The following is a 12,762-nucleotide window of genomic DNA, read 5'->3' as shown; positions in this document are numbered from 1 at the left end:
ACACCTGTACGGTCCGTGGGCCACGGGCCCACGGACCGGGTCAGGCGCAGTCGGGACTGTGCGTGTCCTGCTGCTGTCGTGTCTCCAGTGCGGCCAGTGACTCGCTCACGCCCGCGGCGCGCGGTGAACCGATGGCGCTGTACAGGGCGAGCGCGTCCTGCCAGTGCCCTCGGGCCGTCGGCAGGTCGTCGCGGTCCTGGTGGATACGGGCCAGGCCGATGTGGGCGCGGGCCTGCTCCTCCTTCTCCTCGATCTCCATGGCCAGCGTGAGGGCGGCACGGTGTGCGGTCGCGGCCTCGTCCGGTTGGCCCGAGCCGTGCAGGGCCTCGCCGAGACCGTTGAGGCTGCCCGCTTCGCCGTACCGCTCCCCGGTCCGCTGGAACAGGGCGAGCGCCTCCCTCTGGTGGGTGGCCGCCTCCCGGTGGTGGCCGAGGCGGCTGTGGGTGTCACCGAGATTGCTGAGGGCGTGCGCCTCGCCCCCGCGGTGGCCGAGCCGCCGGAACAGGGTGAGGGCCTGCTCGAAGTGCTCGGCCGCCGTCGCGTGCTGGTCGAGCCGGGACAGCACGATGCCGAGATTGCCCAGCGCGCTGGCCTCACCGAAGGCATGGCCGAGGGAACGGAACAGGGCGAGTGCCTGCCGGTGCTGTTCCGCCGAGGTCTCGTAGTCGTCGAGCAGCTCGTGCACGATGCCGAGGTTGTTGAGCGTGTCGGCCTCGCCGCCGACGTCCCCGACCTTCCGGAAGAGGACGACCGCCTCACCGTGCCGCTGGGCGGCCTCGCGGTACTGTCCGCGCAGTTCGTGCAGGACACCCAGGTTGGTGAGATTGCGGGCCTCGGCCACCGGCAGCCCGATCCGCCGGCACAGCGCCAGCGACTCCGTGTGGTGCCGGACCGCCTCGTCGTACTGCGCCAGCCGTCGGTGGGTGGTGCCGAGACAGGTGCGTACCTCGGCCTCGCCCCGCCGGTCGCCCGCCGCGCGCGCGGCACGCAGGGCGTTGCCGTGGATGACGAGCGCGTCGGTGAAGAGCCCACGGCTGTCGAAGTGGCGGTGCAGGGTGGTGGACAGGCCGACGGCGTGCTCGGCCCTGCCACGTCCGGCCTCGGCCGCGGTGACCGCCGTGAGCACGGCGTGCTCGGCCGCCAGCCACTCCTTGGCGTGGGCCTCGTCGGGAAACGGTGGCAGTTCGGTCCGGGGGGCCGGGATCCGGGGCCGCAGATGCTTCTCGGCCGGGAACAGCACGTCCATGGCGGCGCAGGACGCCGCGAGGTAGTGGGTCAGGAGACGGTCGAGCGCCGTCTCGCGGTCGGCCGGCCCGTCGTGCCGTTCGGCCTGCCAGGCGGCGTACACCCGCAGCAGGTCGTGCATGCCGTAACGGCCGGCGCGGGTGGGCTGGATCAGATGGCTGCGGGCCAGCAGGTCCAGTGTCTGCCGGGTGTCGTCGACGGGGCGTCCGCACAGGGCGGCCGCCGCGTACGCGTCCACATCGGGACCCGGGTGCAGGCCGAGCAGCCGGAAGGCGGCGGCGGCTTCGGCGGGCAGGCGGTCGTAGGACCAGGAGAAGACGGCACGGACGGCCGCCCGGGGATCGTCGTCCGAGTCCAGCAGCTCCAGCCGGCTCCGCCGGTCGTCCAGTTCGGCGGTGAGGGCGCTCAGGGGCGACGCGGGACGGGACAGCGCCAGCTCGGCGGCGATGCGCAGGGCGAGGGGCAGCCGTCCGCACTGCTCGGCGAGAACGGCCGCGGCCTCCGGCTCGGCCGTGGCCCGCGGGCCGATGAGCCTGCTCAGCAGGCGTACGGCGTCCTCCACGGGGAGCACGTCGAGGACGAGCCGGTGGGCGCCGTGCAGGGACACCAGGGAGCTGAGGACGTCCCTGCTCGTCACCACGGTCCGGCACCGGGACGCGCCGGGCAGGAGCGGGCGTATCTGCTCGCTGGACGAGGCGTTGTCGAGCACGACGAGCATGCGGCGTCCGCTCAGCTCGGTGCGGTAGCGGGCGGAGCGGTCGTCGAGGCGCAGCGGGATCTCGGCGCCCGGGACTCCGAGGGCCACGAGGAATCCGGTGAGGATGTCGGCCGCGGGCACCGGTTCGTCCGTGTCGTAGCCGCGCAGGTCCGCGTAGAGCTGGCCGTCGGGGAATCGCTCGCGCACCCGGTGGGACCAGTGGACGGCGAGGGCGGTCTTGCCGACTCCGGCGGTGCCGGACACGGCGGACACCACGACCGTGTTGATGGCGTCGGCCCCCTCCTCGGTGGAGAGCAAGTGCCCGGAGAGTTCGTCCAGTTGTTCCTTGCGGCCGGTGAACGCCCGTACATCGAAGGGCAGTTGCGCGGGCCGGGAGGATGATGTCCGCGTGCCGCCCGACTCGGTGCCGCTGTCGGGCAGGGGGCGGTCGCGCAGGGCCTCCTTGTAGGCGGTGCGCAGTTCCACCCCGGGCACCGAACCCAGCTCGTCGGCCAGCCTGCGGCGGACCTCGGAGTAGTGGTCCAGTGCCTCGGCGGTCCGGCCGGCCTGTGCCAGGGATCTGACCAGGAGCGCGGCGAGGGGTTCCGCCAGGGGGAACTCGTCGGACAGGGCCCGTATCCGCCCGATCGCCTGCGAGGCATGTCCCGTCGCGGTCTCGGCCCGGGCCCACTGGAGCGCGGCTTCGAGCCGTTCGTTCAGCCAGGCCGTCCGGGTCCGCTCGGCCCAGGCGCCCGGCAGGTCGGCCAGCGGCGAACCCCGCCACAGGTCGAGGGCTTCACACAGGAGCCGGCCGCACTCGGTGTCGTCCGGACGCAGCCCACGGGCCCTGGCCACCAGCGCCCTGAAACGCAGGAGGTCGATGCTGTCGTCCGCCGCGCGCAGCAGGTAGCCCCCGGACACACGGGCCAGTTGGAGCGGCGGATGGTCCGCCGTCCCGTCCTCGCCGCGCGCCGCCTCGTCCAGCACGCGCCGGACCCGGCTTACATGGGAGTACAGCGTCGAACGGGCCGCGTCGGGAGGGGTGTCGTCCCAGACCCGGTCCACCAGCGCGTCCACGGTCATCAACCGGCCAGCGTTGGCCGCCAGTGCCGCAAGGACCATGCGCTGCCTGGGCTGTCCCAGCTCGATATGTCGGTCACCGGCCCACAGTTCCAACGAGCCCAGTAATCGAAGATCCACGTCCCCACCCACGATCGGCCGCTCTGTATTTCACGAACTCCCCCGATCTTGCCCAGGATTCCACATATGCGGGGCCGGTGGTGCCGTCATGGTGATGGTTCCGGTACACCCTGTCATCCCGGCTCCGACCGGGCCCGGCAAGGTTTTCACAAGGTCCCTCTTGCAGTCTTCGAACAGCCGGTTGGCCGGCCCGGCGAACGGACCCCCCTTCGCGCCGGGACGGTCAACCGGATCAACCGCAGGTTCGGCACGGAACCTGTTGTGGGGCTTCGCCCGTCGCCGCTGTCAACGGGGGTCAGCGGCGGCGGAGCGGGGCACCGGACACAGCACGGAACGCGGCACCGGACACAGCCGATGCCGCGCTCCGCGCACGCGCCGTCACACGCGCCGTCAGGGGACGCGTACCCAGTCGAGGGTGCGTTCCACGGCCCTCTTCCACCCTTCGTAGCCCTCCGCGCGCTGCTCGTCGGACCACTGCGGCTCCCAGCGTTTCGACTCGTTCCAGTGGGTGCGCAGTTCGTCGGTGTCCCGCCAGAACCCGGTGGCGAGTCCCGCCGCGTAGGCGGCGCCCAGCGCGGTCGTCTCGGCGACGACGGGACGGCTCACGGGGACGCCGAGGATGTCGGCCTGGATCTGCATGCAGAGGTCGTTGGCGGTGACCCCGCCGTCGACCTTGAGCACGTCGAGGTGGACGCCGGAGTCCTGTTCCATGGCATCCACGACGTCGCGGCTCTGGTAGCAGATGGCTTCCAGGGTCGCCCGTGCCAGGTGCGCGTTGTCGTTGTACCGGGCGAGACCGACGATCGCTCCGCGCGCGTCGGAGCGCCAGTAGGGCGCGAACAGCCCGGAGAAGGCCGGCACGAAGTACATGCCGCCGTTGTCCTCGACGCTGCGGGCCAGCTCCTCGCTGTCGGCGGCGGTCTTGATGATCTTCATCTGGTCGCGCAGCCACTGCACCGCGGAGCCGGTCACCGCGATGGAGCCTTCGAGCGCGTAGACCACCGGCTCGTCACCGAACCGGTACGCCACGGTGGTGAGCAGCCCGTGCTCGGAGCGGACCAGCTCCGTACCGGTGTTGAGCACCAGGAAGTTGCCCGTGCCGTACGTGTTCTTCGCCTCGCCCGGCGCGAAGCAGACCTGCCCGACGGTCGCCGCCTGCTGGTCGCCGAGCACGCCGCCGATGGGAACGGCCGCGCGCAGCGGCCGGGAGGCGCGGGTGACGCCGTACGCCTCCGGGTGCGACGAGGGCTTGATGGTCGGCAGCATGGCCCGCGGGACGCCGAAGAAGCCCAGCAGTTCGTCGTCCCAGTCGAGGGTCTCCAGGTTCATCAGCATGGTGCGGCTGGCATTGGTCACGTCGGTGGCGTGGATACCGCCGTCGGGCCCGCCGGTGAGGTTCCACAGGACCCACGCGTCCGTGTTGCCGAACAGGGCATGGCCCTGCTCCGCCGCCTCGCGCACGCCGTCGACGTTCTCCAGGATCCACTGGATCTTGCCCCCGGAGAAGTACGTGGCCGGCGGCAGCCCGGCCTTGCGGCGGATGACGTCGCCCTGCCCCGAGCGTTCCAGGGCCGCGGCTATCCCGTCGGTGCGGGTGTCCTGCCACACGATGGCGTTGTAGTACGGGCGGCCGTTGCGCGGATCCCAGACCACCGTGGTCTCGCGCTGGTTGGTGATACCGATCGCGGCCAGGTCGGTCGCCGTCAGCCCGCCGTACCGCAGGGCGTTCTGGATCACCGAGTTGGTGCGCTCCCAGATCTCCACCGGGTCGTGCTCCACCCAGCCCGACCGCGGCAGGATCTGCTCGTGCTCCAGCTGGTGCTTCGCCACCTCGTTGCCGCTGTGGTCGAAGATCATGAATCGGGTGCTGGTGGTTCCCTGGTCCACCGCGCCGATGAAATCCGCCATGGGTTTCCGCCTCTCCGGCCGGTCGGGTCAGTCCTAGGATGCCGGGACGCGTCCCGGCGGCTCGGGTTCCGCGGACGGCAGGAAGCGGGCGATGAAGACCTTGTACAGGCCCGCGCCGAGCAGGCCGCCGACCAGCGGGCCGATGATCGGAACCCAGAAGTAGAGGTTCCCGTACTGATCTCGCCACGCTCCGCCGTAGCCGGTGAAGAAGCTGGCCAGCCGCGGTCCGAAGTCACGGGCCGGGTTGATGGCGTACCCCGCGTTCGTTCCCCAGGCCATGCCGATCGCGACCACGACCAGGCCGATGATGAACGGGCCCAGATTCGCGCCCGGCGGCGTGTTCAGCATGTCCGTGATGGCCATGATCAGCAGCAGCAGGATGGCGGTGCCGATGACCTGGTCGCGGAACGCGCCCCACTCGTGGACCGGAAGGGCGGTGTTGCCGTTGCCGGGAAGGGTCGAGAACACGCCCTGCGTCTTGATCGTGTGTCCGGGGTCGGCCTTCGCCAGTGCTTCGCTGTAGTTCCAGCGGACGAGGAGTGCGGCCACGAAGGCACCGGCCGTCTGGGCCAGTGCGTAGGGGGCCACTTTGCGCCACGGGAATCCCTTGAACGCCGCGAGTGCGACGGTCACCGCGGGATTGAGGTGAGCACCGCTCAGCCTCGCCGCCACGTAGACGCCCAGGGTGACACCGAGGCCCCACGCCCAGGCGATGCTGTCGTGGTCACCCAGGCCACCCGCCGGATCCGTGAGAGCGCCTCCCGCGGACACCTGGGCCACCACACCGCATCCGAAGAGGATGAGGATCAGTGTGCCCGCGAACTCGGCCGACAATTCGCCGACCAGCCCGGACCGTATGCGTCGCTCAGCCATGGAAGCTCACCCTCCGCCGGCTGTACCGGCCGTCGACCGCCCCGAGCGATATCCGCCAGGCTAGGACGGTTTACAGGAAAGTGCATATCAAGGCATTTCGGGCGATAGGGCAGGCGGCATCAACGGCAGCCATGGCCTGCCACGCGCCCGCCCGGCCTGGCCGAGGCGGTCGTCGCCCTCGCACCCGTTTCCTGTCCGGCACAGGGCTGTGGGACCCCAGCCGCCCCTGCGAGGGTGTGGCCATGAATACGACACCGGACGGACGACGCATCCCGCCCACCCACGCCGACGAACGGGCCATGCTGGAGGCGTGGTTGGACTTCCACCGCGCGACTCTCACCCTGAAATGCGCGGACCTGAAGGACGATCAGTTACGACTGGCCGCGGCGGCACCGTCGTCGATGACGCTGCTCGGCCTCCTCCAGCACCTGGCCGAGGTGGAACGCAACTGGTTCCAGCGCATCTTCGCAGGACAGGACGTGCCACCTGTCTTCGGGCAGGCCAATCACGACGGCTTCGCCCTCGAACCGGACCGGGGACCGGTCGAAGTGATGGCCGTCTGGCAGGCGGAGATCGCCCGGGGCCGTGAGCTGATCGCCGACGCGACCCTGGACGACTCCGGCCGCCTGTCCGCAAAGGACGCGGGGCACATCGGTCATCAGGGAGTCTCGCTGCGCTGGATCCTGGTGCACCTGATCGAGGAGTACGCGCGTCACAACGGCCATGCCGACCTCATCCGGGAGGCGATCGACGGAGCCACCGGCACGTGACGGGTGCCGGCCTCGTACCCCGCGTCCGAGCCGCCGCTCAGGCCAGCAGGACGTCCTCGCCCGCCGTCACGGGGACGACCTCGTCGTCCGGCGGGGCCTCGGCCTTCACCGGCGTCCCGAAGTCCGAGAGCGTCATCGTCGTCACGGCCTTCATACCGCCGAAGTAGGACAGCCTGACCTGGACGGCGCGCCCCTTCCCGTCGACCCACACGTCCGCGTAGACGGGCACGTCGTCGCCCAGTTTCTCGCGCACCTCGTCCAGCCCCTGTCTGGTCTTCGTCGTCATCCGGAGCGTCGCCGTGGCGTGGTCGATCGTGCCCCGGTAGTGCACCGCCGGAGCGCCCTCAACCTGCTCCTGGCCCTCCTTCGACACCTGCCGCATCGCCTTCATCTGGCGGAGCAGATGTTCGGGGTCGTTCAGCGGCGACCGCAGGAAGTAGCTGGTCAGGGCCTCGCTCCGGTCGGCCGCGGCCCACTTGTCCTCGTCCACCGTCCGCGAGCCCCGTACATAGACCGTGTCACCGACGAAGACCTCCTCGACGGTGTCCATGCCGCTGTCCTCGAGGTCCACCGTGAGCCGGCCCCTGTCACCCGCCAGGTCGAAGGCGCCGCCGATCGCGAACACGTACGTCGTGGGGCTGTCCGTGGACCGCATCTCGATCGTCTCGTCCACGCGCACGCTGTCCGCGCTCGTCCTCGCGATCGCCGCGCGTACGGCCGCCGCATGGGCCGCGGCCTGCTTCGTACGCTCTCCCGCGTCACTGTCGCTGTCCGCGCCGCCGGAACAGGCGGTGCAGAGCAGGAGGGCGGCGGCGGAGAGGAGGTGGGCGCGGCGCATCGGCTCTCCGGGGAATCGTCACTGCGGTGGGGTGGGGCCCGCTGGGGCCTGGAGATCTTCGCATGCGACCGGCGTCGGGGCCTGCGATTTTCGGCTGCGGCCCACGTCTCGGAGAGGGGGCCGCGCCTCCTCCGCCTCATTGCGGGCGGGCCCGTCCGAGTATGCGGCCGAGCCACCGGGTTCGGGCGTCGCGGGCCTCGCGGGAGAGGGCCGCGGCCGGGGCGACCGAGTCGAAGCCGTGGAACGCGCCGGGCCAGACGTGGAGCTCGGCGTCGCCGCCGGCCCGCCAGATGCCGTGGGCGTAGTCGACGTTCTCGTCGCGGAAGGTCTCCACCGAGCCGACGTCGATGTAGGCGGGCGGCAGTCCGCCGAGGTCGGTGGCGCGGGCCGGAGCGGCATAGGGCGGCAGGTCCGAGGTGCCGTACCTGTCTCCGAGGTAGGCCTGCCAGGCGACGGCGGTCGAGGCCCTGTCCCACAGGCCGGCGCCGGCCGGCTGGTGGGCGGAGGGGCTGTCGAGGCGGTCGTCGAGCATCGGGCACAGCAGGAGCTGCCCGAGAGGTGTCGGCCCGTCGCCCCGGTCCCGGTTGAGCAGCGTCAGGGCCGCGGCGAGCCCGCCCCCCGCGCTCTTGCCCCCGACGACCACACGCCCGGCGTCGATACCGAGCGCGTCCGCCCGGCCGGCGGTCCACAGGAGGCCTGCGTGGCAGTCCTCCAACGGGCCCGGGTAGGGCGTCTCCGGGGCGAGCCGGTACTCCACGGACACGACCGCCAGGCCGAGAGGGCCGGACCAGTCGCGGAGAATCCTCGGCAGGACGGACCAGGCGTTACCCATGATCATCCCGCCGCCGTGCAGGTAGTACAGGACCGGCAGCGGGCCGGTGGCATCGGCGGGCCGCGCGTACACCAGCGTCACGTCCGGCCGTCCCTCCGCACCGGGCACGCACAGCTCCTCGACGGCGAACCGGCCGTCGGCCCGCAGCTCGGCCGCGGTGGGCCGGGGCCTGCTCGCCGCGTCCCGGGCCCGCTGGTCGGCGAGGTTCTCCGCCGTGAGCCGGGCTCTGGACAGGTCGCCCAAGTCGGCCAGAGCGGCGGCCAGTTCGGCATCGAGCGGCGGGGCCGTGCGCACGGAGTCGGCGGCGCCCGCGGCGACCTGGTCGGAGGCCACAGAGTCCTGACGCCCAGTCATGACGCACGCCCCTGGCAGGCGAAGGGACGTATCCGAGCCGCGTCGAGCGCCGATGTCACAGAGATCATGAGTCCAGGAAACCAGCAACCGAGCGGGTCGCGGCCCGTAAAGCCCGCAGTCGACCTAGACCCCTAGTTGAACATGTTCAAAAATGGGGGATACGCTGTCGTCGAACGAAGCCGAGGAGGTTCGATGAAGGTAGTGCTGCCCGGGGGAACCGGACAGGTGGGCGCGATTCTCGACCGTGCGCTGACAGCGGCCGGCCACGAGGTCACGGTGGTGACCCGGAGCCCGACGAGGGCGCACGACCTCCGCTGGGACGGGACCACACCCGGACCCTGGGCCGAGGCGATCGACGGCAGCGACGTCGTCATCAACCTGGCCGGACGCAGCGTCTCCTGCCGCTACACCGAGAAGAACCTGCGGGCCATGATGGACTCCCGGGTGGACTCGGCACGCGTGGTCGGCGAGGCCGTCGCCGCCGCCGCACGACCACCGCGTGTCTGGCTGCAGATGAGTACGGCGACGGTCTACGCCCACAGTTTCGACGCGGCGAACGACGAGGCGACCGGGGTGATCGGCGGTTCGGAGACCGGGGTGCCGGACTATTGGGCGTACAGCGTCGAGATCGCCGAGAACTGGGAGCGGGCGCAGACCGAGGCGCCGACTCCCGCGACCCGCAAGGTGGCCCTGCGCTCGGCGATGGTCATGAGCCCGGACCGGGGCGGTGTGTTCGACGTGCTGTCGCGGCTCGTGCGACTCGGACTGGGCGGGCCGGTGGCGGGCGGCGCGCAGTACGTCTCCTGGATCCACGACGAGGATTTCGTGCGCGCGGTGGAGTTCCTGATCGACGGGGACGACATCGAGGGACCGGTGAACCTGGCCTCGCCCGAGCCTCTTCCGCACCGCGACTTCATGCGGGCGCTGCGCACCGCGTGGCGTGTCCCGGTGGGGCTGCCGGCGACACGCTGGATGGCCGAACTGGGGGCGTTCGCGCTGCGCTCGGACACGGAACTGCTGCTGAAGAGCCGCCGGGTGGTGCCGGGCCGGCTGAGCGCGGCCGGGTTCACGTTCGCACATCCCGAGTGGGGGAGCGCGGCCACGTCCCTCGTCGGACGACGCACCGGCCGTACACGTCAGAACCGCGACACCGACCGGCTGCCGCAGCGATAGCGATCTTCCCCGGCCTGGAACACGAGGCCCGCACGGAGCACACGGCCCGCATGGAACGTACGAAGTGCGCGGAACATGCGACCCGTACGAAACCCGCGGACCGTACGAAGCCACGGCCGGCCCGTACGGAGCACGCGGCCCCATGAAGCACTCGGCCCGTACGAAGCAAGCGGCCCGTGCCAAGCACACAGCCCGCACGGCCCCCCCCCCGAACCCCCGCCTCAGGACGATTCGCGTACGACAAGTTCCGTGGGAAGCACGACCTGCCTGCGCGGTTCCTCGGGGTTGCCGATCTCCTCCAGGAGCAGGCGGGCGATCGTCTCGCCGATCTCCTCGACGGGCTGACGCACGCTGGTGAGGGGCGGATTGGTGTGCCGGGCGATGATGGAGTCGTCGAAACCGACCACCGCCACGTCGTCCGGCACCCTGCGCCGTTGCCTGCGCAACTCCACCAGCGCCCCCGCGGCCATCACGTCCGAGGCGACGAACACGGCGTCGAGCGCCGGGACTTGTTCAAGGAGTGAACGCATCGCGGCCTCGCCGCCCTCCTCGGTGAAGTCCCCGGAGGCCACCAGCCGATCCGCGGCCTCGTGTCCGTCCTTCTCAAGGGCCTCACGCCACCCCTGGAGCCGGCTGCGTGCCACGTCCATGTCGAGGGGGCCGCTGATCGTCGCGATGGTCCGCCGCCCCTGGGCGAGCAGATGGCCGACGGCCGTCGCGGCTCCGCCCGCGTTGTCGGAGTGCACATGGCTGAGCGACTCGTCGGGGGAGCGGCGCCCGGCGAGCACCGTGGGCAGCCCCATGTCCTCCAGCAGGCCGGGCAGCGGGTCGTGCTCGTGCACCGAGACCAGCAGGACCCCGTCGACACGGCGTTCCGCCACCGACTCGGTGAGCTGGTCACGTTCGGCCTGGTCACGGACGAGGACGAGCTGGAGCTGCGTGCGGGTCCTCGCGAGAGCGGTGCTCACCCCGCGGATGACCGCCGAGAAGTACGGCTCGGAGCCCAGTCTGCTCTCGGACTCGGGAATCACCAGCGCCACGGAGTTCGTCCGGCTCGTCACCAGGCCCCTGGCGACCGAGTTCGGCACGTAGTTCAGCTCGGCGATGGCGGCGAGCACGGCGGCCCTGGCCTTCTCGCTGACGAGCTCCGAGCCGTTGATGACTCGTGAAACCGTGGTGCGTCCGACACCGGCGCGCGCGGCCACGGTCTTGATGGTCGGACGCTGCCTGCCCCGCATGTCGCCTCCTCGCCCACACGCCGCCCGAACGGCTGCCACCTGCGCATTGTGCCAGACGCGTGAGGGACGCCCGAAGGGTCCGGGCGAGGCTCCGCGACATCTTCCGGCAACGAAGTGGTTTCAACTTCTTGACAGGACCCTGTGACGGCGGCCACGCTCTGGGCCACCGAGTGGGCACGTTCCCATCGTCGTTTGGGAACGTACCCACTGGACAAATCGGGCCTGCGGAGCGGACCGCGGGGCTCGAACTCCGGTGCGTCAGCGCCGCCGCTAGGAGGACGAAATGGGCAAGGCCCGAAAGAAGTTGCGTACACGAGCCGTGGCCGCCGTATCGGTTGTGTCGGCTCTCGGCCTGGTCGTGGGCTGCGGAGGAAGCGACAGCGGGGGGACGGGCGGTGGGAAGAAGGACGGCAAGACCACCATCACCATGGGCCTGTTCGGCGTCATGGGCTTCAAGGAGACCGGCCTGCTCGACAAGTACATGAAGGAGCACCCGGATGTCGTCATCAAGGCGGATGTCGCGGGCGACGAGCAGACGTACTACACCGCGCTGCAGACCCACTTGGCGGCCGGCAGCGGGCTGAAGGACATCCAGGGCATAGAGATTGGTAGGGCCAAGGAACTGTCCGACACGCAGCAGGACAAGTTCGTCGACCTGGCCGGCGCGGCCGGGACCGACCACTTCCTGCCGTGGAAGCAGAGCCAGGTGACCACCTCGGACAAGAAGGTCATCGGCCTGGGGACGGACATCGGCCCGATGGCGGTCTGTTACCGCAAGGACCTGTTCGAGCAGGCCGGCCTGCCCACCGACCGCGAGGAGGTCGCCAAGCTGTGGGAGGGGGACTGGTCGAAGTACGTCGCGGCGGGCAAGAAGTTCAAGGCCGAGTCCAAGGACGACAAGGTCGCCTTCATGGACAGCTCCAGCGGACTGTTCAACGCCATGATCTACGGCAACTCCCAGCAGTTCTACGACAAGCAGGGCAAGCTCATCTACGAGACGAACCCCGTCGTCAAGGACGCGTGGAAGCTGGCCTCCGAGGCGGCCACGTCCGATCTGACCGCCAAGCTCCGCCAGTTCCAGCCCGGCTGGGACCCGGGCCTGGCCAACAGCACCTTCGCCTCCACCGTCTGCCCGGCGTGGATGCTCGCGCACATCAGCGAGAAGGCCGGACCGAAGAACAAGGGCAAGTGGGACGTGGCCAAGGCACCCCAGGGCGCCAACTGGGGCGGTTCCTTCCTCGGGGTGATGGACAAGAGCCCGGTCAAGAAGGAGGCGCAGGACCTCGTGGCCTGGCTGACCGCCCCCGAGCAGCAGGCCTACCTGTTCAAGGAGATCGGCAACTTCCCGTCGTCGCAGACGGCGCTGGAGATGCCCGAAGTGGTCGACGCCAAGTCCGACTATTTCGCCGGTGCGCCCATCGGGCAGATCTTCGGTGACGCGGCCAAGGAGATCCCCGACGAGCAGGTGCTCGGCCGCAAGGACGGCACGATCAAGGACATCTTCTCGCAGGGTCTGACCCTGATCGAGGCCCAGAACAAGAGCCCGAACGAGGCGTGGAAGACCACGGAGAAGCGCATCGAGAAGGCCGCCGGCTGACCTGGGCTCCTCTCGCCCACGGCCCGGGCCCCGACGG

9 protein-coding genes are annotated in these 12,762 nt (G+C 70.6%); 3 read left to right on the top strand and 6 right to left on the bottom strand.

Annotated features, from left to right (window positions below; genetic code table 11):
- Window positions 1-40: 40 nt before the first annotated feature.
- The 3 genes from ACZ60E_RS10290 to ACZ60E_RS10280 form a co-directional block, all read right to left on the bottom strand.
- Complete coding sequence (locus tag ACZ60E_RS10290; protein ID WP_469439343.1) at window positions 41-3,142, bottom strand: AfsR/SARP family transcriptional regulator; 3,102 nt, start codon at window positions 3,140-3,142, stop codon at window positions 41-43.
- Window positions 3,143-3,532: 390 nt separating this feature from the next.
- Window positions 3,533-5,050 (bottom strand): glycerol kinase GlpK, encoded by a 1,518-nt coding sequence (glpK, locus tag ACZ60E_RS10285; RefSeq protein ID WP_469439342.1) that lies wholly within the window; start codon window positions 5,048-5,050, stop codon window positions 3,533-3,535.
- A 33-nt stretch (window positions 5,051-5,083) separates the two neighbouring features.
- A complete protein-coding gene (locus tag ACZ60E_RS10280; RefSeq protein WP_469439340.1) occupies window positions 5,084-5,923 on the bottom strand; it encodes an MIP/aquaporin family protein in 840 nt (279 codons plus the stop codon).
- Between the two features lie 242 nt (window positions 5,924-6,165).
- Here ACZ60E_RS10280 and ACZ60E_RS10275 point away from each other — a divergent pair, with 242 nt between their 5' ends.
- Window positions 6,166-6,693, top strand: coding sequence for a DinB family protein (locus ACZ60E_RS10275; protein ID WP_469439338.1), 528 nt, complete (start codon window positions 6,166-6,168; stop codon window positions 6,691-6,693).
- A 37-nt stretch (window positions 6,694-6,730) separates the two neighbouring features.
- Here ACZ60E_RS10275 and ACZ60E_RS10270 read toward each other — a convergent pair whose 3' ends face one another.
- Window positions 6,731-7,531 carry an SCO4651 family lipoprotein gene (locus ACZ60E_RS10270; RefSeq protein WP_469439337.1) on the bottom strand — a complete coding sequence of 267 codons (801 nt, stop codon included), beginning with the start codon at window positions 7,529-7,531 and terminating at the stop codon, window positions 6,731-6,733.
- Window positions 7,532-7,667: 136 nt separating this feature from the next.
- Window positions 7,668-8,717: an alpha/beta hydrolase gene (locus ACZ60E_RS10265; RefSeq protein ID WP_469439336.1), complete on the bottom strand. Its 1,050-nt coding sequence runs from the start codon at window positions 8,715-8,717 to the stop codon at window positions 7,668-7,670.
- Between the two features lie 192 nt (window positions 8,718-8,909).
- On the opposite strand from ACZ60E_RS10265, the gene ACZ60E_RS10260 reads away from it, so the two are divergent.
- Window positions 8,910-9,890 carry a TIGR01777 family oxidoreductase gene (locus ACZ60E_RS10260; protein ID WP_469439335.1) on the top strand — a complete coding sequence of 327 codons (981 nt, stop codon included), beginning with the start codon at window positions 8,910-8,912 and terminating at the stop codon, window positions 9,888-9,890.
- Window positions 9,891-10,111: 221 nt separating this feature from the next.
- On the opposite strand, the gene ACZ60E_RS10255 is transcribed toward ACZ60E_RS10260, so the two are convergent.
- On the bottom strand, window positions 10,112-11,128 hold the full coding sequence (locus ACZ60E_RS10255) for a LacI family DNA-binding transcriptional regulator (RefSeq protein WP_469439334.1): 1,017 nt from the start codon (window positions 11,126-11,128) through the stop codon (window positions 10,112-10,114).
- 283 nt (window positions 11,129-11,411) lie between these two features.
- Here ACZ60E_RS10255 and ACZ60E_RS10250 point away from each other — a divergent pair, with 283 nt between their 5' ends.
- Window positions 11,412-12,725 (top strand): extracellular solute-binding protein, encoded by a 1,314-nt coding sequence (locus ACZ60E_RS10250; protein WP_384804204.1) that lies wholly within the window; start codon window positions 11,412-11,414, stop codon window positions 12,723-12,725.
- Window positions 12,726-12,762 lie beyond the last annotated feature (37 nt).

Source organism: Streptomyces sp. NPDC102514, from assembly GCF_055584525.1.
The sequence above is the reverse complement of the archived record's forward strand: the minus strand, read 5'-3'. Positions and strand labels throughout refer to the sequence as shown.